General features: G+C 30.2%; 21 protein-coding genes. 10 read left to right on the forward strand and 11 right to left on the reverse strand.

The window, feature by feature from the left end; translation table 11 throughout:
• Positions 1 to 9: 9 nt before the first annotated feature.
• The 4 genes from ACQY1Q_RS06090 (at position 10) to ACQY1Q_RS06105 (ending at position 4,145) form a co-directional block, all read left to right on the forward strand.
• Positions 10 to 576, forward strand: a complete 567-nt coding sequence (locus tag ACQY1Q_RS06090; protein WP_431004401.1) for a glycoside hydrolase family 108 protein — start codon at positions 10 to 12, stop codon at positions 574 to 576.
• Positions 577 to 659: 83 nt separating this feature from the next.
• Positions 660 to 3,140: a zincin-like metallopeptidase domain-containing protein gene (locus tag ACQY1Q_RS06095; RefSeq protein WP_431004402.1), complete on the forward strand. Its 2,481-nt coding sequence runs from the start codon at positions 660 to 662 to the stop codon at positions 3,138 to 3,140.
• Complete coding sequence (locus ACQY1Q_RS06100) at positions 3,140 to 3,616, forward strand: zincin-like metallopeptidase domain-containing protein (protein WP_431004403.1); 477 nt, start codon at positions 3,140 to 3,142, stop codon at positions 3,614 to 3,616. Before ACQY1Q_RS06095 ends, ACQY1Q_RS06100 begins: the two co-directional genes overlap by 1 nt.
• Before the next feature lie 16 nt (positions 3,617 to 3,632).
• Positions 3,633 to 4,145, forward strand: a complete 513-nt coding sequence (locus ACQY1Q_RS06105) for a hypothetical protein (protein WP_431004404.1) — start codon at positions 3,633 to 3,635, stop codon at positions 4,143 to 4,145.
• Between the two features lie 184 nt (positions 4,146 to 4,329).
• On the opposite strand, the gene ACQY1Q_RS06110 is transcribed toward ACQY1Q_RS06105, so the two are convergent.
• Both ACQY1Q_RS06110 and ACQY1Q_RS06115 read right to left on the reverse strand, forming a co-directional pair.
• Entirely contained in the window at positions 4,330 to 5,220 is an 891-nt protein-coding gene (locus ACQY1Q_RS06110) for a TlpA family protein disulfide reductase (RefSeq protein WP_431004405.1), read from the reverse strand.
• An 81-nt stretch (positions 5,221 to 5,301) separates the two neighbouring features.
• Positions 5,302 to 5,508 carry a hypothetical protein gene (locus tag ACQY1Q_RS06115; protein WP_431004406.1) on the reverse strand — a complete coding sequence of 69 codons (207 nt, stop codon included), beginning with the start codon at positions 5,506 to 5,508 and terminating at the stop codon, positions 5,302 to 5,304.
• Between the two features lie 368 nt (positions 5,509 to 5,876).
• On the opposite strand from ACQY1Q_RS06115, the gene ACQY1Q_RS06120 reads away from it, so the two are divergent.
• Entirely contained in the window at positions 5,877 to 6,986 is a 1,110-nt protein-coding gene (locus ACQY1Q_RS06120; RefSeq protein ID WP_431004407.1) for a helix-turn-helix domain-containing protein, read from the forward strand.
• On the opposite strand, the gene ACQY1Q_RS06125 is transcribed toward ACQY1Q_RS06120, so the two are convergent.
• From ACQY1Q_RS06125 to ACQY1Q_RS06150, 6 genes are all read right to left on the reverse strand, one after another.
• On the reverse strand, positions 6,972 to 8,084 hold the full coding sequence (locus ACQY1Q_RS06125; protein WP_431004408.1) for an NTP transferase domain-containing protein: 1,113 nt from the start codon (positions 8,082 to 8,084) through the stop codon (positions 6,972 to 6,974). The two genes, ACQY1Q_RS06120 and ACQY1Q_RS06125, sit on opposite strands and share 15 nt — an antisense overlap.
• Positions 8,077 to 8,550 (reverse strand): cyclic pyranopterin monophosphate synthase MoaC, encoded by a 474-nt coding sequence (gene moaC, locus ACQY1Q_RS06130; protein ID WP_431004409.1) that lies wholly within the window; start codon positions 8,548 to 8,550, stop codon positions 8,077 to 8,079. The genes ACQY1Q_RS06125 and moaC overlap by 8 nt, the downstream gene beginning before the upstream one ends.
• A gap of 169 nt (positions 8,551 to 8,719) precedes the next feature.
• On the reverse strand, positions 8,720 to 8,863 hold the full coding sequence (locus ACQY1Q_RS06135) for a hypothetical protein (RefSeq protein WP_431004410.1): 144 nt from the start codon (positions 8,861 to 8,863) through the stop codon (positions 8,720 to 8,722).
• A gap of 300 nt (positions 8,864 to 9,163) precedes the next feature.
• Complete coding sequence (locus ACQY1Q_RS06140; RefSeq protein ID WP_431004411.1) at positions 9,164 to 10,420, reverse strand: molybdopterin molybdotransferase MoeA; 1,257 nt, start codon at positions 10,418 to 10,420, stop codon at positions 9,164 to 9,166.
• A gap of 43 nt (positions 10,421 to 10,463) precedes the next feature.
• Positions 10,464 to 11,453, reverse strand: a complete 990-nt coding sequence (gene moaA, locus ACQY1Q_RS06145; RefSeq protein WP_431004412.1) for a GTP 3',8-cyclase MoaA — start codon at positions 11,451 to 11,453, stop codon at positions 10,464 to 10,466.
• A 79-nt stretch (positions 11,454 to 11,532) separates the two neighbouring features.
• Positions 11,533 to 13,305 carry a MutS-related protein gene (locus ACQY1Q_RS06150; RefSeq protein WP_431004413.1) on the reverse strand — a complete coding sequence of 591 codons (1,773 nt, stop codon included), beginning with the start codon at positions 13,303 to 13,305 and terminating at the stop codon, positions 11,533 to 11,535.
• A 70-nt stretch (positions 13,306 to 13,375) separates the two neighbouring features.
• Between ACQY1Q_RS06150 and uvrC the strand changes: the two genes are divergently transcribed.
• Both uvrC and ACQY1Q_RS06160 read left to right on the forward strand, forming a co-directional pair.
• Positions 13,376 to 15,166 carry an excinuclease ABC subunit UvrC gene (uvrC, locus tag ACQY1Q_RS06155; RefSeq protein ID WP_431004414.1) on the forward strand — a complete coding sequence of 597 codons (1,791 nt, stop codon included), beginning with the start codon at positions 13,376 to 13,378 and terminating at the stop codon, positions 15,164 to 15,166.
• A gap of 3 nt (positions 15,167 to 15,169) precedes the next feature.
• Positions 15,170 to 17,368, forward strand: coding sequence for a patatin-like phospholipase family protein (locus ACQY1Q_RS06160; RefSeq protein WP_431004415.1), 2,199 nt, complete (start codon positions 15,170 to 15,172; stop codon positions 17,366 to 17,368).
• Between the two features lie 3 nt (positions 17,369 to 17,371).
• On the opposite strand, the gene ACQY1Q_RS06165 is transcribed toward ACQY1Q_RS06160, so the two are convergent.
• Both ACQY1Q_RS06165 and ACQY1Q_RS06170 read right to left on the reverse strand, forming a co-directional pair.
• Positions 17,372 to 18,412, reverse strand: a complete 1,041-nt coding sequence (locus ACQY1Q_RS06165; RefSeq protein ID WP_431004416.1) for a sensor histidine kinase — start codon at positions 18,410 to 18,412, stop codon at positions 17,372 to 17,374.
• Between the two features lie 147 nt (positions 18,413 to 18,559).
• Positions 18,560 to 19,258, reverse strand: coding sequence for a response regulator transcription factor (locus ACQY1Q_RS06170; RefSeq protein WP_431004417.1), 699 nt, complete (start codon positions 19,256 to 19,258; stop codon positions 18,560 to 18,562).
• Positions 19,259 to 19,461: 203 nt separating this feature from the next.
• Between ACQY1Q_RS06170 and ACQY1Q_RS06175 the strand changes: the two genes are divergently transcribed.
• From ACQY1Q_RS06175 to ACQY1Q_RS06185, 3 genes are all read left to right on the forward strand, one after another.
• A complete protein-coding gene (locus ACQY1Q_RS06175; RefSeq protein WP_431004418.1) occupies positions 19,462 to 21,144 on the forward strand; it encodes a T9SS type A sorting domain-containing protein in 1,683 nt (560 codons plus the stop codon).
• Between the two features lie 87 nt (positions 21,145 to 21,231).
• Positions 21,232 to 22,980, forward strand: a complete 1,749-nt coding sequence (locus tag ACQY1Q_RS06180) for a DUF4153 domain-containing protein (protein ID WP_431004419.1) — start codon at positions 21,232 to 21,234, stop codon at positions 22,978 to 22,980.
• On the forward strand, positions 22,970 to 23,686 hold the full coding sequence (locus tag ACQY1Q_RS06185) for a 3'-5' exonuclease (RefSeq protein ID WP_431004420.1): 717 nt from the start codon (positions 22,970 to 22,972) through the stop codon (positions 23,684 to 23,686). The genes ACQY1Q_RS06180 and ACQY1Q_RS06185 overlap by 11 nt, the downstream gene beginning before the upstream one ends.
• A 24-nt stretch (positions 23,687 to 23,710) precedes the next feature.
• On the opposite strand, the gene ACQY1Q_RS06190 is transcribed toward ACQY1Q_RS06185, so the two are convergent.
• Positions 23,711 to 24,106, reverse strand: a complete 396-nt coding sequence (locus ACQY1Q_RS06190; RefSeq protein WP_431004421.1) for a hypothetical protein — start codon at positions 24,104 to 24,106, stop codon at positions 23,711 to 23,713.
• Between the last annotated feature and the right edge of the window lie 9 nt (positions 24,107 to 24,115).

A 24,115-nucleotide genomic window follows, 5' to 3' on the forward strand; every position in this document is an offset into this window, starting at 1 on the left:
GGAAAAGAAATGGCAAGTTATACATTATTTAAACCTTCGTTAGAGTTAGCAGAAGGTGGTTTTCAGCTATTGAAAAACGACAAAGGTAACTACAACTCTAGAGGGGAATTAGTAGGTACAAATCACGGAGTTTCAGCAAAGTTTTACGAACGTGTTATTGGCAGACCGCCAAGCATTGAAGATATGAAAAGCCTTAGTAAGGTAGAAGCGCATGTTTTGTTTAAAAATGAATTTTGGGATAAGGTTAGAGCTGATGAAATTCAAAGTCAAGGTGTAGCGGAAATTATTGCAGATCATGCCATTAATGCCAATCCAATGGTTACTGCAAAGATAGTTCAACGTACATTAAATAAGTATTTCGGTAAAAATTTGGTTGTTGATGGTGCTATAGGAAATCAAACTTTAGCGGCAATTAATTCAGTAGATGATAAAAAGCTTTTTGAAAAAATTGCCCAGGAACGTTTAAGTTATTACCAAAGGCTTACCGATTTTCAATATTTCGGCAAAAGCTGGACCTCTCGTGTTTATGCACTGGGGCGCAAGTTTGGTGTTGAAATTAAAAAAAAAAGAATGTAGCCATTGCGCTAGGTGTATTAACGGTAGCAATTGTAGGGTATCTCGCTTATAAAAATAAAAAAAAGAAAATAGTTAAAAAATAAATGACAACAACACAAAAGTTTGAAAACCTTAACGGAAAGGAAATTAATAGAGAAGTATTAGAAAATTTGGTAGCAGAAGCCAAGGAGGAAAACAATATTGAAATTGTTTACAGGCTGTCGCAAATACTATTAAACCACCCCAAGGCGCAAACTTTTGAAATAGAAGTTAAAAAATACAAGCAACCTACAACCGCTTTAAATGCGCCAAGACACCAAGGTAATTATAAAGAAGCTTTAACCGAAAAAGGGGAGTTAAAAAAAGGTTGGAAATTTCAAAACGGAAAGATTGTAAAAGTTACCAAAACCACAAAAACAAGCGTTACAAAAATCACCATTGATGCCGATATATTGGCAGGTTTAGAATATATTCAAGAAGATGACAGCGAGTTACAAAACGGTTTAGGAAAGGCGGTAAGTCCGCAACAAATCTACCAAATGGTAACGGATAAAATTATCGACAGACTAAAAACCACCAAAGCCGAAGATTGGGAAAACGTTTGGGAAAATGGTGATAAACAAGGCTATCTTTTTGCCTATAACTTTATGAGCAAAAAGCCCTATAAATCCATTAATCAGCTTACTTTGTGCGGTAGCTTAGCCATGAAAAAACTCTTAAAAAATCCGTATTTCCTTACTTTTAAACAAGTAGAAAAATTAAAAGGACGAGTTTTAGAAGGAGCAAAAGCTCAACAAATCACCTATTATTCCACTCTGTACAGCTTCGAGCAGGCAAAACCCAAACTAAAATTTGCCACTTATGACGAAAAGAAGTTTATCAATTGGGTAAAGCAAAACAAAAGCAAAATAAATGCCTTGAACAAATCGTACACTGACATAAATAGTAATAAAAAAAAGGATGATATTGAAAACATCGTTTATAATGCCAAAGTACCCATTTTAAAATATTACAACGTTTACAACGGTGCAGATATCACAGATATTGACTTTGATTTAGATAATTTTAAAGGCGTTGGCTTTATCGAAGCAAAAGGAAATACCAATGAACCCATTGCCGCTTGTGAGGCAATTATAGAGAACTATCCAAAACCCGCCCCTGCCTTTGTACTTGGTGGAAATGTAGCATCCTATCATCCAAAGAAAGATTCGGTAAATATGCCCGAACGAAAGTTTTTCAAATACTCCCAAGCCTATTATACTACGTTATTTCACGAGTACATTCATTCCACAGGATCTCCCAACCGTTTAAACCGTATCAAAGGAAAAATGTTTGGTGACAAAGACTATTCTTTCGAGGAATTGATTGCAGAAATAGGAGCTAGTTTTTTATGTGCTAATAGTGGTATTTTACACTACACCTTAAGAAATGGAGCTGCTTATATCAAAAGCTGGCATAATCGATTGATAGAACTATTAGAAAAAGACAATAAGTTTATTTTTAAAGCAGCTGCCAAAGCTCAAAAAGCAGCCGAATTTATTTTACAACCAGACGAAAACGGAGAACCTAAGTTTTTAAAAACAATCGTTACCAAAGAAAAACAAGAAAAGCCTTGTAAATGTGCGGAAACCCCAAAACGCAAAAAGCGCAAAACTAAGACAACCCAAAAAAAGAGACCCAAACAACTACAACTCGCATTGAATGGAGCGATACCGATACCTAAAAACCAAAGCTTTGATGCCGTACAAATTACTCCACCAATAGAAGTAGAATATCACATACCGGAGCCAAGAGAAAACAAAATAATAACTACTCCTGTATTTGAAAGTCTTCCCCAAAAAAAAGAAATAAAACAACCTGAAGTAAAAAATGTAAGAAGATCATCACTTGCACAAAGAAGACAGCAAAGAGCCAACATAGTACAAGAATATTACACCATAAATGATGCAGAAATTTCTAAGTTTTTAGGGAAGTTGGAAAAAAAACAAAAAGAAAGTTTAGTGATTACTTTAACAGGGGGACAAGGTTCAGGGAAAACACGTTGTGCTTTTCGTTTTATGAATGAATTTGCACAAAATTACAAGGTAGGACACGCTAGTATTGAAGAACACCCAGATAGTACGTTGTATTGGGATAAAGTAGATCAATACATTAATGATATAGCTCATAATAATATTGATAATCCGGAAATCAACACACAGCAGGATTTAGATAAACTTATCAAAGAAAACGACATTATTGTCATTGACTCCTTTGCTAAAATGCAAGAACTAAGCAAAGGCTTTGAAGTAGATAAGGATTTACGTAAAAAATACGATGGCAAATTATTCCTAGTTATTTTTCAACAAACCGCAGACGGAAAAATGAGAGGTGGTACTAAGAGCCAATTTGATGCAGATATTGTACTGTTTACTGAGAAGTTTAAGGATTACAAAGAAAACTTTGTATATGCAGACAAAAACCGCTATCAAAATCAATCTTTAGATGAATTAAAGTACTCAATCTATACAGGCAAGCTTATCAAGGATAAAGAGGAAAGTCCGCAAGAAACTACCGAGGAAGTTCCGCACGAAATTGTAATGTAATGCCGATATCATTAGAAACGCTTATTCCTGAGATACGGCAAAAAGACAATTTTTTGCGTCCAGATAGTATTTTAAAGAACTTTTCAAATGCCCCGGCTTTAAAAGTTGGGGCATTTGCTCAATATGATACTAAAACTGATACGATTTTTTTACCTAAAGGAATCCACAAGCCATACTATTATTATTTATTATATCATGAGTTAGCACATTCCCTAGTTCACCCAACACGATTAAATTTAAACTGTTCCGGGAAGTTTAAAAGTTATCCTTATGTTTTAGAGGAACTCACAGCGGAGTTAACCGCAACTATTATTTGCGCAAAAACGGGTTTATTCCATCAAACCTCACAATTACATACGACCTATATAAATGCTTGGTATAAAGTGCTTTTTAAGTATCGTAAAAGGTCTGCTAAAAACGATTTAAAAAATTGCATTAAGAAAGCCTATGAAAGAACGGAAATTATATTAAAATAAAAACCCACTCAAAAGATTGAGCGGGAAAATTGCTATGAAAAAGAAAGTCCTAAGACGTCTCAAAGGACAAATCAAATTTATATTTTTTTTGTTTAAGGCCAATAAAAATAACAGAAGTTTTAAAATGTTGAAAAATAAATATTTATTATTGAGCTTTATAGGTTTTTCCCTGTATTGTTTAGATAAAAGATTAAAAAAACAAGTTAAGGTTTATTATGTTGATAGTATGCCTTTTGGATTTAATGGTTTGGCGATCCCTCCATTTGGAATTTTTATAGATAAAAAGCATAAAGGAAATAAAAATTTATTGTTACATGAGATAGTTCATTGGAAACAATTTCAAGAAAACGGATTACTTTTATTTTTAATTAAATTTTTCTTTTATCAGATAAAATATGGGTATGATAAAAATCCAATGGAAATAGAAGCTAGATTTAATGAATCAGATTTTTGTAAATGTAATTATACATTTTGTGTGAAAAATGGAATTGCTAAAACGGTGTCTAACCCTAATTTTAGAAAATTATAATATTTAGTTTGGTTAATGTAAAATCTATTTTGTTATAAATAGTTAAAAAAGAAGAAAAAAAAGAGAAATTTTATTTTTATTACATATATAATTTATTGTTTATTAGTTATTTAAAGCTCTTTTTTATTTTTACTGGCAGTCAAAAGGTCGCGGGTTCGAGCCCCGCCTTCTCCACTTTTAAACTTTAATATTTATTTTTTTCTAAAAAGTATTCTATTTGGGAAGGAGTTGCATCAAAAATTAGAAGTTTACCATTCTCGTCAAAAAGATATCCAAAAGGAAGTCTATCAAATCCTAAATAATCATTTATTTTTTTTGTTGAAACCCCTACTACAGAATGTAAATTAAATTTATCTACATATTGCATTACATCATCTTTATTGAATTTTTTATCTGAACAAAGTGTTAGTAATCTGATTTTTTGAGAGTATTTTTTATTTAATGTAGTAATCTTTTCTAAATTAGATATGCAAGGTGAACACCAAGGAGACCAGAATTCAATGTAAATAAATTTATTTGAGTTCTTTAATTTTTTAAGGTTTTGAGTCTCTCCATTAGGTAAATTGTATGAAATTTCAGGTAACTTATCAAGCATTCTGTTTTCAAAAGGAATATTTTTTATAGGCTCATTATCTAACCATTTTATATCACATTTATACTTATTCATTGGTTTTGAATAAACAAATGATGTAATCTCAAATATTTTTTCATTAAATAAAAATAAATTTCTTCTTTTTTCTAAATTACTTTCAAAAGTAGTAATAATTGGTTTTTCTGTATAATATGGGTTTATTAATATAATATCAGAGCTGTCATTAAATATTCCGTTTTTATTTCTATCTATTAAAAAAAGCTTGAATTTACCTTGGTCGTTGACATCTGCTACTACAGATTCGTATTCAACAATCTCTATGTTTTGGTCAAGACTATGCTTAATGCTACTAAAATCAATAAATTCAAATTTTTTTACCTCATTAAAAATAACACTAACTTTTTCATTCTTTTTACAAGAAAAAGAACTAAGAAATATGATAAATATTATAAGTTTAATGATTTTAGAAAAAAAATTATACATGTAAAAGATAGATAAGCAATAACAAACCTTTTAGTAAAAAACTACTAAAAGGCTTGTTATTTGTAACGTAAAATATTCAATTTAATTGCAATAAATTCTATTTCCTATTAAATCATAATATTCATAACCGGAATCAGTAGATTTAACTAAATACATTCCATAATAATCTCCTACCCATCCTATTTCTCTAAAGTAATAATCTCTTACAATTCCTTGTTCTCCGCCATTTATTAAATCCATTTCATTTGTTTCTAACTGTAATTTTTTAAAGTTTTCTAATTTTTTCATAAAATCCAATATTTTTATTATTTCTTAGATTTTAAATGTATTAAATAAACAATCTTATTGTTTTCCTATAAAAGCTATTCAAAATTAATCAGCATTTTTATTAACCTTTATTATTCATGTTTAGTTTTTTATGAAATAAAAAAGCTACCATGTTTCCATAGTAGCTTTAATATAGCTTAAAGGAGTTTTGTATTTAAGGGAAAATTGACTTTAAGCATTATATATAAATAAAGGGGGGAACAATTTTATGACACAATAATAGTGGTTAATATGCATACAAATGTTCAGTATTATAAAATGAGACCTGTTTTTTTAAAATAAAAATATCTAAATTTATAATGTTAGATTTTTACTAATCAATGTTATATATGAATTATATTACAAGTATCTTTCCTAAAGTAAGTTTTTTACTAGGAATTTTTTTAACTGTTTTTATTTTTCTTACAAAAAACAACTTAGGTAAAAATAAATGTGTTAGATACTCTTTAGGGGCTACAACATTTATTTATTCTTTACTGTCATTAGATACTTTTACTACGGCAAACAAGTTTAAACTACCCATTATAATTTGGTACACATCTTATATTCTATTTCCTTTTATTGGTTTTTTATTTTATAAGTTTTCTACTTGTTTAACACTAAAATCAATTAAAGGAAAAAAGTATTTACTTATGCTGATTTCCTATTCAATAATTAAATCAGCATTTTTCTTTTATGCTATAGGAAAGGTTGACAGGGTAGAAGGATTTACAAATCCTATATACCTTAATTTTTTTGGTTTTGAGTTTATACTGGCCAGTAGTATAAATATTATATTTCTGTACAAATCATATGTTATTTTTAAAGAAACACATTTGGTGATTGATTTAGATAGAAGAAAAAACATTTATTTTAAATGGATAGATTTACTTTTAAAAGCCAATATGTTGTTAATCATTGCTGTTTTGGTAGAAGTTGTACTTGCGTTGTTTGATTATGATTTAATACCGGAATTATTTAAAATAGAACCGGTTTTATATACACTCTTCTTTTTTGTTTTAGCATATTCTTTAATGTATTATCCGGTATTTGCTTTAACAGGTGATTATGAAGATTTACCGTCAGAAGAAAAGTATAAACATTCTAATTTAAGTGATTCATCAGAATTGTTTAATAAAATTGATACCATTGTTAAAACAGAAAAATTGTATTTATCTCCAAAATTAAAACTAAATACCATTGCTAAAAAGCTAAATTGTCCGGTACCTTATGTGTCTCAAGCAATTAATGAAAATCAAAAGATGAGTTTTACTGATTATATTAATACGTTTCGTATTGAAGAAGCTAAAAAAAAGCTATTGGTTAAAAACCCGGATACTATTTTTGCTATTGCTATAGACGTTGGTTTTAATAGCAAAGCAGCTTTTTATTATGCTTTTAAAAAGTTAACCAATATGACTCCTACAGAGTTTAGAAAGAAAAACTTAGAGTCTGTTTAATAGTTTTTTAGCATCGGTATATTCTTCAGGAGTATTTATATTTCTTATAAAATCGTCCTCAACTTCAACAATATTAACATCAGAATTAATTAACATTTTACGCGGACATGAGTATCCTTGAGCTAAATATTGCAACAATTTTCCGTAGGCTTTAGGTTCGTAGATAGTAATTAAAGGCTCCGGAAATTCTTTATTCTTCCCTTTAACAGTAGTGGCTACTTTACTTGGATCTCTATTTTCTAAAAGTAGTTGAATAATTTCTTTAGTTACAAAAGGAACATCAGTGGCTAGCACTAACCAAGCGGTATTCGGTTTTTTTTGAAAAGCAGAGCAAATTCCGCCAAAAGGACCTAAGTTTAGAAAGGTATCATGGATTTCATCTTCTTTTGCTGAAGGTTTTTGAACAGAGAAAAATGTTTCTAAAGAACAATTCTCTAATACTTCTTTAATATGTTGTTTTTGAGGTTTATCAAAATATTGCAATTCAGATTTATCGGTTCCCATTCGTGTACTATTTCCACCAATTAAAACTAATCCTTTAACCGGAGCAATATGCTGCTCAATTAGTGTTTGAACATGACGTGTAATTTTATCAATTTCATTAATAGTATAACAGGTACTATTTTTTATATACGGAAAGCGTTCTAATAAACAATCGAAATAGGTTGAGTTTTCATGTAGTTTAATAACAAACTGAATGCTGGTTAGCTGATCTAACCTCTTTTTTATAGAAGCTTCTTTTTCTTCATCTAAAATCAGTATTTGTTTAGCTCCTTGGTAATGGTTTCCGTTAATAAATACTAAATCGTGATTGTAAAACTGTAAACGTTGTTCGTATTTGTTTACAGAAGAAGTAGTTGTTATTTGCAAATTACCTTCACGATGAAAAGTATATTCAGACAACGTATTTTGTTGGACATCAGTAGCATGAGAAGCATCAAAATATCCTAAATTGAATTGAGATAATTTTTTAGAAATTTCTTGTACAAGATTGGCAATAGTGCCACATTTTGTTCCCAGTATAGCCAATTCATTAGGAGCAAAACTATCGTTATACTTTTTTTCCAGATTTGTATGTTTAGTATGTTCTTTACCCATTTTTAATATCTGATTTACCTCCTGTTTTTTCCACTAATTTTACTTCTTTAATTACCATTTTTTGACTGATTGCTTTACACATATCATAAATGGTTAAACAAGTTGCCGAAGCCCCGGTAAGCGCTTCCATTTCTACGCCGGTTTTACCTTCAATAGTTACTTTACAAAAAACCGCTACATGTTCCTCGTCTATTATATGAATATCAATATCCACTCCGCTAATTAGTAACGGATGACACATAGGAATAATATCAGATGTTTTTTTCACAGCTTGAATTCCGGCAATGATAGCTGTTTGAAAAACGGGTCCTTTTTTAGTGATGAGTTCATTGTTGGTAAAATGACTCACAATTTCTGATCCTAAAAACATGGTTGCTTTTGCTATTGCTGTACGTTTCGTAATTTTTTTATCGGAAACATTCACCATTTTAGGTTGGTTTTGTTCATTAATGTGTGAAAAACTCATATAGTATTGTATTAAGTATCAGGTTAAAATCTAAGGCTATCAGGGATAAGTTTAAAAGATTTAAAATTACTCTTTTAAAAAACCGGTTAGATCTTGATCTGATTTCAGGTATAAAAATACGCAGATTCCTTGAGAAATTAAGGCGTGTTTTTGAGTATTCTGAAAGCTTTTATTGCTTGTAAGACGTTCCTAGTGCTTTGTTAAGCGTTCCTATGTGCTTGTGGGGCGTTCCTAGTGCTTTGTTAAGCGCTCCTATGTACTTGTAAGACGTTCCTAGTGCCTTGTTAAGCGTTCCTGTGTGCTTGTGAGGCATTCCTAGTGTCTTGTTAAGCGTTCCTATATATTTGTGTATTGAAAAATACTTTCATAGACATGGTTATGTAAGAGGTGTACGACAAATTTCCTTTTGAGTTATTACGAAGGAGTTTGTAACGACTAAAGTAATCTCTCTATTTAAAGAGACTGCCACAGTAAAAGTATTTACTTCGCAGTGACGGTGTTATACCAAATGAGTTTTAAAAAAGGAAATTTGTTGTACACCTGTTTCCTGATAATTGTTTCTTAGAGACTATTCAACGTAGTGATTTTATAGCTAAACGAATAGATACAACTACTACCATGTTTTCCATGTAATTACCGGAAAAACACTTCCTTTTTTAAATACTATTTCTTCCGTTTTTGGGAGTTCAATAAAACCGTCAGTTTCAACTAAACTTGCTAAATCGCCTGAACCATTTCCTTGTATTGGTGTTGCGTAAAGTTGTCCGTTTTTTATAGTTAATTTTACTTGTAAAAAGTAGGTTAAATTGGGTTTAAAAGTGATGTCTTCAGCTAAAATTACGGTTTTTTCTTCAGAAATAATTTCAGTAGATTTTTTATACCAAGGATAAAAATAAACTAAACAATTTACAAATGTAGAAACCGGATTTCCGGGAAAAGCAAATACCGTTGTGTTCTTTTGATATTTATTCTCAGAAGGTTTTTCAGTACTCACAGCATTATTAATGTTTAAAGCCTCTGCAATGCCAAACCAAAAAGGTTTTCCCGGTCTTTGTGAAACACTGTGGAATAACTTTTTAACGCCCAACTCATTTAAAACCTCAGGTAAAAAATCAAATTTTCCTTTACTTACAGCACCGCTAAATAACAGCACATCATATTTTTGTAAAAAAGTCGCTATTTTTTCTTTTAAAACTGATTTTTCATCAGCTATATGAGAAGTTTCAGCAGGAATTTTTAAGTTATTCAGTAAAGAAACTAAGGTATATACATTACTTCTTCGAATTTGGTGGTCTAACGGATTTTCGTTTACATCAACCAATTCATCACCCGTAGAAACAATCATTACTTTAGGAAGCCTGGCAACTTTAACCATCGCTTTTCCTACAGTAGCTAGAACCCCTATTTCAGCAGCAGAAATAAGCGTATTCTTTTTAATAAGAATTTCCTCTTTGGTTTTATCAGAACCTTGTACATGAATATTTTGACCTTCGGTAATTTTATCAATAGTAACAGTTGCCATTAAGGTATTAATAGCTACATCTTCATAACGAATTACAGTATCAGTATTATCAGGCAAGCAAGCGCCTGTCATTACCTCATAACAATGCGCTGCATTTTCCATACTTTGTTGTGGTGCGCCGGCAGGTTGAATACCTTCTATTTTAAAATCACGAATACCATACTCAAAAAAACGATAATTAATAGCAATACCATCCATAGCTACTCGGTTGAATGGAGGAAAATCTCTATCGGCAACAATATCTTCTTTCAATACTCTTCCGACAGCTTCTAAAAACGGAATTTCCTCAACACCAAAATCTTGTGTGTTTTCTAAAATTATATGTTTGGCTTGTTCTACTGTAATCATTTGTAAAAATTTGATTGATAAATTATTACATTACTATATTGATTTACCCTCCAATGGTACTCATACTTTCAGACACGTTTCCTTTTCTATTAGCCTCTGCTATAAAACCATTTTTAGGTTTTTCTTTTACTAATTTTAAAAATAATAGTTTTAAATCTTCATTACTGGCTCCGTTTCGTAAGAAATCACGAATACTAAACACACCATCATCAAACAAACAGTTTTTTAACATGCCTGTTGAGGTAATTCGTATTCGATCACAATCATTACAAATGGTTCTTGTAAAAGCCGGAATAATTCCTATAGTTCCAACATAGTTTTTAACTTGATAGTTTTTAGAAGTAGATGATTTTTTAGAAGGCACTTCAGTAATTTCATATTCAGAAGTAATTTCTTGCAGAATTCTATTAAAGTTCCAAGTTTCTTGTAAGTTTCGTTGTCCGTTACCATTAAACGGCATTTCTTCAATAAATCGAACAGCAATGTCTTTATCTTGGGTAAGCTGAACAAAATCGTTAATTTCATCAGTATTAAACCCTGATTGCACTACCACATTGAGTTTTAAATGTAAACTACTTTTTTCTAAAAGTTCAAAGGTTTTATATACCTCAGGAAAAACATCACGACGGGTTATTTTATGAAACTTATCTGCTTGTAAACTATCCATACTTAAATTGATGTTTTTTATCTTTTTAAGGTTTTCAAGTGTTTGGATATGTTTAGAAATCAAGGCACCGTTGGTAGTAATATTAATGGTATCTAATAAATCGTTATAAGAAAGCATTTCCAGAAACCCTATAAGATCTTTACGAACAAAAGGCTCACCACCGGTTAAACGAACTTTTGAAACTCCTAATTCTGTAAGAACTCGTATAATTCGGTACATTTCTTTGTAGGTAAGTAACTCTTTTCTAGGAACAATATCAATGCCTTGTGCCGGCATACAATATTGGCAACGCAAGTTACAACGATCAGTAATTGCTAACCGTACATACTTAATTTGACGACCAAAACTATCGGTAAGTTTGTGCATATAACAAAGGTACGGATTAATGTATCAATTATAAACTGTCATTTATCATAGTTTTATTGAAAAACTATTTGCTATTACTTTATACAATTTCCATCTTCTTTAAGAGAAAAGAAGCATTCATATTTTTACAAATTCCGGTTTTTAAGGTATAATCAAAAAAGAGCTCATCATTTACAATTTCAGCATCAAAATAATAATTGAGTATTTGCAAATGTTTTTCAGCCAATTCGCATAAACTGATATCATGAGTAGCAATAATTCCGGTAGATTTAGAAAGAGTAAGTTTCTCAACAAATTGTTTAGAGCCTACTGCTTTATCTTTACTATTGGTTCCTTTTAAAATTTCATCCAGAATAATAAAGTAGGTATCGGTTTTAATAGCATCCACAATAAATTTTAATCTTTTTAATTCAGAATAAAAATAAGACTCGTCGTCAGAAAGAGAGTCTGACGTGCGCATACTGGTGATTAATTTTATAGGTGTGTAAGAGTAACTCTCAGCGCAAACCGGGAGTCCGCAATTGGCCATAATAATCGATAGAGAAACGGTACGTAAAAAAGTACTTTTCCCAGCCATATTAGCTCCGGTAATAATAAAAAATTGGTCTTTATCTATGAAGAAATTGTTATCAATTCGCTTAGTACTATTTAAAAGCGGATGCCCTAAATTTTTAGCATTTATTCCATTTTCATTTTTCTGAATAACAGGAAAAGCATAATCAGGGTGGTTAAACACAAAGTTACCTAAAGAGGTATTGGCATCAAAAAAGGCAACCACATCAAACCATTGTTGTACGACTTGTTTATAGTTGCTTATCCATTTTTCTGCTTTGTTAGCATTTACAATATCCCATAAAAACAAGGCATTTCCTATCACAGCAATTACAATATTGTTGCGTTGGTCAAAAGCATCTAATATTCGTGAGAATTTTTTAAAAATACTGGAAGCTTTTTCGTTTTTAATAGCAATATTTTGCTGTTTTTCTAATAGTATTTCAGATTCAAATTTTTCATTTTCAATATGCTCCAGTAACAGATAGTATTGTTTAAAAATTGCTTTGGCATTACCGGCGGAAGTGTATATAGAACTAGTTTTTTTTAAATAAATACCGGTAATGATAAGTCCGATAAAAAACCATAAAGTAAAAACAACAAAAGGGATTATTTTAAGAATCAATAAAGCAATAATTCCAATAGATATTACCGAAAATAAAGGGGTAAAATAGGTTAAAAACGGCGGAATTTTGTTTGTATATCCGGTTATCCAAGAAATAATCTGAGTAGTTTGCGTATTAGTATTTGCAACAGAATTTGCTAAAGCACTAAAATGTTGTCTCCAAAGTACTTTTTTAGACAGTTCTTGTAAAGCATGTTGTTTTTTTTCAACTTGAGTAATGGTATTACTACAAAGTATGTTGACTAAGGTTGCTTTTCCATGATGGGTTACCGTTCTGTTTAGGTATTGAAAAAACGAACCTTTTCCAAAAAGATCAATATCCTGACTGTAAAAATGTAAAGGATCTGCAAATTCACTACCATCAGGAAGGTTTGTGAAACGACCATTTATCACATTAATTTCAAGGTTATTCGTGCTTATTTTAGAAAGTAAAATACCACGGTTTTCCTTTAAAGTTTGATGTTTTACTATTAAGAAAACAAAGACTAACAAGCCCAATAATATGATAAAAAAAGGAGGTTTTTTTTGATGAAAAGTAACGTATATAAGTAACGCTGTTGAGGTAAAGACAAGTAGTCTTAAAATTCTAACCCATAAAATAGTTCTATTGATTGTAGATAATTCTTGAGTTAATTGGTCTATCTGCTTTTTATAAAAATTTAAAGTCTCCTGCATTTTTTACGATAAAGGTATAAATGTACTGTATTACGGTAAATATATTTTGATAAAATTGTATTTTCGTTGTATGCCAACATCTTTAGAATTACACATAAAAACCTTACCTAATTCACCCGGAGTTTATCAATATTTTGATAAAGATGATACTATTATTTATGTTGGGAAAGCTAAGAACTTAAAAAAAAGGGTTACCTCTTATTTTACTAAAAACCATGAAAATGGAAAAACCAGGGTACTGGTAAAAAAAATTGTACGCATAGAGCATATTGTAGTTGATACGGAAACAGATGCTCTATTACTAGAAAACAATCTGATAAAAAAATACCAACCCAGATATAATGTTTTATTAAAAGATGATAAATCATACCCATGGATTTGTATTAAAAATGAACGATTTCCTCGTATTTTTTCTACCAGAAGAGTTATAAAAGACGGATCTGAATATTTTGGACCGTATACCAATGTGCGCACAGTAAGCGCGTTGTTAGATTTAATTAAAGAATTATACACACTGCGTACCTGTAATTATGATTTGCATGAAACCAAAGTAAATTCAGATAAATACAAAGTATGTTTAGAATACCATATAGGAAATTGTAAAGGACCTTGTGAAGGTTTACAATCGGAAGAAAACTATTTGGAAGATGTAAAGGCTATTAGAAATATTGTTAAAGGTAATTTTAAAGAAAGCATAGAGCAATTTCATACGCTTATGTTAGAGCTTGCTGCTGATATGAAGTTTGAAGAAGCTCAAAAAATTAAAGAAAAATTAGAAGCATTACAAAATTATCAAGCGAAATCAACCATTGTAAATCCATCTATAAATAACGTAGATGTATTTTCAATTATTTCTGATGAAACTCATGGATATGCCAATTTTTTTAAGGTAATGAATGGTGCTATTGTACAATCCTATACAACTGAAATTAAGAAAAAACTGGAAGAAAGTGATAAGGATTTATTAGAACTATTTATTATTGAAACACGTAATCGTTTTAACTCGTTATCTCGTGAAATTTACGTGCCTTTTAAGGTAGATGTAGGAGCGGATATAAAAGTAACCGTTCCTAAATTAGGCGACAAAAAACGAATTGTTGAGTTATCAGAAAGAAATGCTAAATACTACCGTCAAGAACAATTTAAGCAGATAAAAATTATAGATCCTGATCGACATGTAAAACGAATCATGGCTCAAATGCAAAAAGATTTGCGTTTACGTGTTGAACCAAGACATATAGAGTGTTTTGATAACTCAAACATTCAAGGAACAAATCCGGTAGCTGCTTGTGTTGTTTTTAAGGATGGAAAACCCAGTAAGAAAGACTATCGTCATTTCAATATAAAAACAGTTGAAGGACCCGACGATTTTGCCTCTATGGAAGAAGTCGTATACCGTAGGTATAAACGATTATTAGAAGAAGAAAAACCGTTGCCACAACTAATTGTTATTGATGGTGGTAAAGGACAATTATCTTCCGCTTTAAAAAGTTTAGATGCGTTGGATTTAAGAGGAAAAATTGCCATTATCGGTATTGCTAAACGATTAGAAGAAATTTATTATCCGGGAGATAGTGTACCTCTGTACTTAGATAAAAAATCAGAAACACTTAAAATTATTCAGTATCTACGTAATGAAGCACACCGTTTTGGAATTACGTTTCATAGAAATAAACGAAGCAAAAGTGCCATACATTCTGAATTGGAACAAATACCGGATGTAGGTAAACAAACCATAACTAATTTATTACGTAAATTTAAATCGGCTAAGCGAGTAAAAAGTGCTAGTTTAGAAGAATTAAAAGAAGCAGTTGGCTTAGCAAGAGCACAAAAAATTTACGAATACTATCATAAACAGTAATCTATGAAAAAGCTATTATTCTTACTTATAATCCCTACAATGTTAATGGCTCAGCAACAGCCAAGAATCGGTTTGGTTTTAAGTGGAGGTGGAGCCAAAGGTTTTGCCCATGTTGGTGTGTTAAAAGAGCTAGAAAAAGCCGGGGTACAAATTGACTATATTGGAGGTACCAGTATGGGGGCTATTGTGGGCGGACTTTATGCTGCCGGGTATTCAGCAGATCAAATAGAAAAAATTATAGAAGAAGCAGATTTTATGTCACTTCTTCAAGATGAAGTAAGTAGAAAGGCGAAACCTTTTTTTATGAAGCAGCATGGAGAAAAATACGCCATTACGCTACCGGTAAAAAAAGGAAAAGTAGGATTACCCTTAGGATTGTCTAAAGGACAAAATGTGCTAAACTTTTTAACAGAATTGCTAGCTCCGGTTGATGAAATTACTGATTTTACCAAATTACCCACGCCTTTTTATTGTATCGCTACCGATATTGAAACAGGAGAAGAAGTAATTCTGGAAAACGGATCTTTACCTTTGGCACTTAGAGCAAGCGGGGCATTTCCGTCGTTACTAAATCCGGTAGATATTGATGGTAAACTTTTGGTTGATGGCGGAGTTGTAAATAATTTTCCGGTAGATGTTATGAGAACTAAAAAGGTAGATCTCGTAATTGGAGTTAATGTACAAGGTCAGTTATTAAAAAGAGATGAATTATCTTCTGTAGCATCATTATTACTACAAATAATTAACTTTCAGATGTATAAAAAATCAGATGAACAGGTTAATCTTTTAGATATTTCATTAAAACCGGACATTTTAGAATATAGCGTTATTTCATTTGATAAGAAAAAAGACATTTTAGAAGAAGGAATAAGAGTTGCTAAACCCTACAAAGTGGTTTTTGATAGCATAGCTAAACTTCAAAATACCAAAAAAATAAGACCTCAATTAACGCTTAAGCCTAAAAAGTTTTTGGTTGATAGAATTATTATTAAAGGAAATAAAAATTATACAGACAATTATGTGCTAGGAAAATTGCAGCTTGAAGAAGGAGATAGTGTTTCTTACAAAGACATTTCTAAAAAAATAAGCTCTTTAACAGCTACCAATAATTTTGATAGAATTGATTATCATTTCGACACTTCTTTTACCGGTAAAAGATTGGAAATAAAAGTAAAAGAAGATGAAATTCAATCGTATTTACGTTTCGGAATTCATTATGATTTGTTGTATAAATCTGCAGTTTTGATTGGGTATAATCATAAAAAGTTATTTATGCTTAATGATGAACTTAATTTTGATGTGGGTATAGGAGATAGAATACGATATGAATTTAACTATTTTATTGATAACGGATTAATTCCCAGCTATGGTTTTTCATCTCGTTATAATTCTTTTAAAGGGCCTTTTTTATTTGACGAAAATTCTATTAATAAAATTAATATCAGGTATTTAGATTTTTCTAATGCGCTTTTTATTCAAACTACGGTTGATAAAAAGTTTGCTTTTGGAATAGGGGTAGAAAACAAAAAAATAAAAGTAACTTCAGATACATTCTTAACCAACGGAGAAGAAACTATTTTTGATGATAGTAATTACATAAATGCGTTCACTTTTCTGAAATTAGATACTTATGATAAAAAAACATATCCTACAGATGGTTATTTTGCCAGCATAGGTTTTAAATGGTTTATGTGGTCTGACAGAAATGAAAACCTACATAAATTTATACCCAATAGTGATCGATATAACCAATTTTCACAAGTATCAGGAGCACTAGGATTTGCTAAAACTTTTTATGATAGACTAACATTTCAGTATACTGCTGAAGCGGGGTATACGCTTGGAAATTTATCATCGGAAATTTTTGATTTCAGACTGGGAGGCTATAACAAAAATTACATTAATAATTTTGTTTCTTTCTATGGGTATGATACAGGAACCTTAAACAATCAATCGTTTTTAAAATCAGAATTTAACCTTCGATATAGAGTTTACAATAATCAATATGCAACATTTATAGCTAATTACGCTCGTGTTGAAAGCGATGTATTTAAAAAAGGTCAATTATTTAGTAATACCAAATCAGGGTATGCTGTAGGGTACGGAATAGATACCTTTATTGGTCCGATAGAGTTTAAATACACTTGGTCACCGGACCATAAAGAAAATTATTGGTTATTTAATCTAGGATTTTGGTTTTAATACTTAAACCGCTTTTTCTAAAGTAAAAGAAAATTCAGAGCCTTCACCATACTTACTTTTTAAAAGTATAGTTTCGCCATGTGCTTCAATAATATGTTTAACAATAGATAATCCTAAACCGGAACCTCCTTGTTCTCTGGAGCGGCTTTGATCTACTCTATAAAAACGTTCAAATAAACGAGATAAATGTTCTTGTTTAATACCCTCACCGTTGTCATTAACCTTAATAATGAATTTTTTAGAATTGTAGTTTTCTACACTAACAGTTGTTACGCCACCTACTTTACCGTATTTAATAGAATTAACAATTAAGTTAATAAGTACCTGTTCTATTCTTTCAATATCACCTTTCACAAAAAAAGGAAACTCATATACTCTGTCTAACCTAAGTTTAATGCTCCTTTTTTTGGCTTTCATTTCAAATAAATCAAATACATTTTGAATTAACTCTAAAATATTAAAGGTTTCAATATTCATTTTCATTCCCTCTGTTTCCAGTTTAGCAATCATATCTAAATCTTTTACAATAGAGGTTAATCGTTCCACACCTTTATTAGCTCTTTCTAAATATTTTGTTCTGATTTCTTTATCTTCTGCAGCACCTTCTATAAGGGTTAAAATATATCCTTGAACTGTAAAAAGAGGTGTTTTTAACTCATGAGCAACATTTCCTAAAAAGTCTCTTCTAAAAGAATCTCTTTGTGTTAAATCTGCAATTTCTTCACTTTTACCTTCAACATATTCTTGTACTGTTTTGGTTAAGGCCTCTACATCAGTTGTAATTTTTTTTCTTTTTAAATCATTAACATCTAAGAAAGAAATATCTTCATATAGTTTTTTTATTCGTTGATATATAAAGTGTTCTGCTCTGAATTGAATAATAAAAAAAGAAATAATAAATAAAAGAACACCAAAAATAACATAGGTTACAAGCCCTAAATATTTAAAAAGAAGCAGGTAAGTAAGTACCGAAAGAATAGCAGAAAGTACGGTTAAGTATAATGCTGACCAAAGAGCATATTTATACGTCTTTTTTAGTTTCACAATTCGTGTTTTTTAATAGTAAATGTTATATAAAAACGGTTAAGTTACAATATAACTTTTTATAAAGATTAATTATTGGTATAAACAAAAGTAGATTGCTATGAGGCAATCTACAACTTGTATTTAACTATTTTAGAGGTGTAACGATTATTTGTCAAATCCTTCCAAGACAAATTTATATCCTACACCTTTTACGGTTTTAAAATATTCGTCACCAATTTTTTCTCTGAGTTTTCTAATATGAACGTCAATAGTTCTTCCGCCAACAACTACCTCATTACCCCAAACATTATCTAAAATAACCTCTCTTTTAAAGACTTTTCCGGGTTTTGACGTTAATAAAGAAAATAATTCAAATTCTTTTCTAGGTAAAGAAATTTTTTCATCTCCTTTAAATACAACATACTCATCTCTATTAATAATAATATCACCAATTTTAGTAGTTGTATCTGTTTTTTCCTCTGATTTTAGTCTACGTAATAAAGATTTAACTTTACTAACTAATACTTTAGGTTTTACAGGTTTAGTAATATAATCATCAGCACCGGCATCAAAACCAGCTACTTGAGAATAATCTTCACCTCTGGCAGTTAAGAAAGAAATAATAACATCTTCAAGAGATTTAATACCTCTAATTTTTTCACAAGCTTCAATACCATCCATTTCAGGCATCATAATGTCTAGTAAAATAAGATGAGGTTGTACTTTTTTAGCTGTTTTAACTGCTTCAGCTCCGTTGTTAGCTGTAAAAACTTGATATCCTTCAGATTTAAGGTTGTAGCTTACAATTTCCAATATATCTGGCTCATCATCAACCAATAAAATCTTAATATCGTTGGTATTCATACATTAATATTTAGTAGTAACACCCAAAAGTAACGATAAAATAATAAATTAACTGCATAGAGTCTTAACTTAACGTTCATTTAATGTTTTATAAACTTAAAAAATTATTATATATTAATTATCAATAACTTAACTTTTATTTAATTTGAGATGCGCTTTTGTTTTTACTAATTTTGTTAGATAAAAATCTAATCATAGAACAAATGAAAAAAAACTACATTTTTATTTTATTTTTTTATATAGCTCAAATTGCTTTTGGGCAAGAACTTTTAACTAATGGTGATTTTGAAAGTTGGGATGATGATGTAACTCCTACAAGTTGGACTAAAGTTGAAAATATAGAAAAAGAAAGTACAGAAAAACATGGAGGTGCTTTTTCTGCAAAGCATACAGGAGGAACTAAAGATTTAGGACAAACAATTTCAGGAATTATTCCGGGAAAAACCTATAAAATATCTATATGGTATAAGGTTGTGGAAAATGACGGTACAGATGCCAGAATATGGTCGTATTGGCAGGATGCTTCAAGTAGTGATGTAACTGATGCGAGTACTGATAATATTTTAAGAGGAGGGTTTTTCGATAATAACGGCGGACAATGGACAGAATATACAGCTAATGTTATGGCTCCTACAGGTGTTGAAAAATTATATTTTGAGTTAAGAACTTATTCAGGAGCGGTAACGTATTGGGATGACTTATCTGTTACGTGTACAGATTGTAATTCTACTGAGCCTTCTTTAGCAATTACGTCTCCTGCTGATAATACAAATTATAATCCGACAATAACTGAAGTAAATGTATCTCTATCTATACAAAACTTTAATGTTGCTAATGGTACAGGAGACGGACACATTCATTATTCATTAGATAACGGAACGGCAGTTATGAAATATGATACAAATGATATTGTGTTATCAGGTTTAGCATCAGGTAATCACACAGTAAAAGTATGGTTGGTAGATAATGCACACAATCCGTTAGCTCCCTCAGTGGAAAAAATAATAAACTTTACAATTGCTGCTTATAATGAAGTTAGCAGTTTAGCAGCTTTAAGACAAGGAACAGAAGGAGAATACTACCATGTAACAGGAGAAGTTATTTTAACCTATAATGCTGAAAATACAAGAAACCAAAAATATTTGTTAGATAAAGACGGGGCGGGAGCTATTTTAATTGATGATAATGATGGCGTAATAACAACTAACTACAATATTGCAGACGGAATTACAGGTTTAAAAGGAAAGTTAAGCTCGTATAGTGGTGTATTACAAATAATACCTACTGAAAATACCGGAGTAACAACGTCAACCAATAATACAATAACGTATGAACTGATAACCCTTTTAGAGTTAAAAAATAACCCTAATACGTATGAATCTAAACCTGTAAAACTAGAAAATGTAACGTTTGTTGAGGCTGATGGTACAAAAACATTTGATACAGCAACAACTAAAAACTATACGGTTTCAAATGCCGGAGAAACAATGACCTTCAGAGTTCAGTTTTCAAATGTAGATTTTATTGATGCCGTTATTCCTTCAGGAGATCAAAGAGTTTTTGGAATAGCATCAGAATTTAATAGTGAAGGTCAGCTATACGGAACAAAAATAGAAACAATGACAACTGCTTCAATAAAAGAAAATAATATTGAAGGATTTAGTATGTTCCCAAATCCGGTATATAGTGATTCTTTTGTAACAACAACAACCAGTATTGATGAAAAAGAGGTTATAATTTATAACGTACTAGGTAAAAAAATACTTACTGAAGTATTTACAGGAAATTCAAAAAGAATACAAGCTTCTACCTTAAAAACAGGAATCTATTTATTAAAAGTAGTTGAAGGAGGAAAAACAGTAACTAAAAAACTAATTGTTAAATAAATAGTTGGTTTTTAATAATATAAAAGAGGGCTTTATTTTTTAAAGCCCTCTTTTGCTATTTTTTGTACCTTTATAAAAATTGATTTTATGAAAGAAAAAACTTTTTTGAGTGCATTTACTATAAAATTTGAAGAAGCACCAAAACGCTTTCCAATTACCATTATTTGGTCAATTTTGGGTACCATTATAACTCTGTTTGCTATTGAAAGTAAGAATTTCAACACTCACTTTTGGAGTAAAATTATTATAACGTTTATTTTAGGAGTAAGTTGGTTAATTGCTACCAAACTAATAAAAGAGCAATTAAAGAGGAATACTTACTGGATATACTTATTACCATTGCTTGTTCTTACTTTCTTTTATATAAGTATTCCTGAAAAAGAAAAAAATATAGATGAAGAAAGTAGCATTCGTTTTTTTCTTTACTTTTTATCAGGACACCTGCTGGTGGTATTGGCTCCTTTTCTTTTTTATTGGAATAAAGAAGCATTTTTTAATTATCTTAAAAATACATTTTTAGCAATAGCAAAAAGTTTATTTTTTTCTCTTGTTTTATGTTTAGGAATTTTTTTAGCTCTATCAGCTATAGAACATTTATTTGATATTAATTTTAAAGAAAACCGATTCTTTCAAGTATTTGTAGCTTGTCTGGGAATTATAAATACATGGATATATGTAGCTGATGTACCTAAAGGCATACATGAAGCACAAACAGTAGATTACACTAAAGGATTAGAGATTTTAGTAAAATATATATTATTACCGTTAACGGTAATATACCTTGTTATTTTATATGCTTACGGGCTTAAAATAGTTATCAATTGGAATTTACCTAAAGGATGGGTTTCCTATTTAGTAGTTATACTCTCGTTATTAGGTTTTACTATTCAACTACTTATAAACCCGATTCAAAAAAGTACAAAATCAGTTCTGATTAAAAATTTTTATCCATGGTTTTACTATCTAATGTTACCGTTAGTCCTGCTTTTGTTTACCGCTATAACGAGAAGGATTTCTGATTACGGAGTTACTGAAAAAAGATATTTTGTATTAGTCTTAGCTATTTGGATTTTAGCGATGATACTATATATGTTGTTTAGTAACACCAAAAAGGTTAAAATATTTATAACATCATTACTTGTAATTTGTATGATGATTTCTTTTGGTTTTTGGGGCGTTTTTTCTGTAGCAACAAATAGCCAGATTAGACAGTTTGAAAAAGTATATACAAAAATTAAAGAAGAAAATTTTACCGTTTCACAAAGTAGAAAAAATCAATTAACATCAATTATTTATTATCTAGATAAAAAAGACCAATTAAATAAGCTAGAGTCAATCTTACAATATAATCCGGAAACAACTTTTAAGGAAACAGAATCATGGAAAATTCCTCAAAAAATCATTGATAGTTTACATCTTAAGGTAATAGATGAAGAGTCTTACAAATACCGATATTTCAATATAAATGAAACTCATCTGCTATTTGATGTAAAAGACTATGATGCCTTAAAAATTATGTTTTTCAATGGTTTTAATTCAGAAGAAAATAAAATTAATAACTATTATTTTCAATTAGATGAAACAAAGAATCAACTGGTAATTGACAATAAAAAAGGAATCAAATATGAAATTGATTTGAAAGAAAAAGCTATGCAGCTTTTAAAATTATCTAGTGATTATAATGTTGATTTATCGTATGTTACCATTGTAGAAGAGTTTGAAAAATTAAAAATTAAAATTGTATTTGAGAATATAAATATTCAACAAGAAGGAAAAACATTTAAAATAACCAATGCTAAGGGTTATGTATTAATAAAAGAAAAAAATGCTATATAAATTAAACCTACAAAATATCTTGTTTTTAGATATTGAAACAGTTCCCTTATATGAACAATGGAATAGTGTTTCAGAAGAAGAAAAAGAATTATATGAATTAAAAACAAAATACCAAAGAAAAGAAGAGTTCACAGCAGAGGAGTTTTATGAAAGATCAGGAATCTGGGCCGAATTTGGAAAGATTATCTGCATTTCCGTTGGCTATTTCATTGAAAAAGAAAATGAAACTCAATTCAGAGTAACATCTTTTTATGGAGATGATGAAAAGAAAATATTAAACGAGTTTAAACAACTGGTAGAAAAGTACTTTAATCATAAAAAACACCTTTTATGTGCTCATAACGGAAAAGAATTTGACTTTCCTTACATTGCCAGAAGAATGATTGTACATCAAATAGAATTACCCAATAAACTTAATTTATTTGGAAAAAAACCATGGGAGGTAGAACACTTAGATACCTTGGATTTATGGAAATTTGGTGATTACAAACACTACACATCTTTAAAATTGTTAACTCATGTTTTAGGAATTCCCTCTCCAAAAGAAGATATAGATGGAAGTGAAGTCGCTAATGTATATTATAAAGAAAAAGATATACATCGAATTGTTGCTTATTGTGAAAGAGATACCGTTGCAGTAGCGCAAATTATTTTACGTTTGTTAAACAAACCATTATTAGAAGAACAATCAATAATTAAGGTATAAAAAAAGAGGCTTAATGCCTCTTTTCTAATTAACAGGTACTACTTTTATTTCATATTCATCTTTCCCGGTTGCATCTTTTCCTTTCCAGAATTTAAAAACATAATCTTCCCTTTGTCTAACCTGAATAGGCACTTCTATTTCTCTTTGTATTACCTGTTGGGTACAATTGGCATTTAAATCTTCCAATGCTCTTACGGCTACAATTCTGGTTGTATCTTTATACTGATAATATAAACCGTAATATGAATGACAAGTATTTGGAAGAGAGTATTTAACTTTTATAGTATCAACAGTGTTAAATGTAAAACTTTGTGGGGTTTCAGACTCATCTATTGGCAATATTTTTACTGCTAAACGATTACCCTCTAAAGAACAGGATAAGAAACCAAAAATTAAGGTACATAATAATAATTTTTTCATAAGATAAAA

The sequence above is a fragment of the Tenacibaculum sp. TC6 genome (assembly GCF_050606265.1).
Lineage (GTDB): Bacteria > Bacteroidota > Bacteroidia > Flavobacteriales > Flavobacteriaceae > Polaribacter.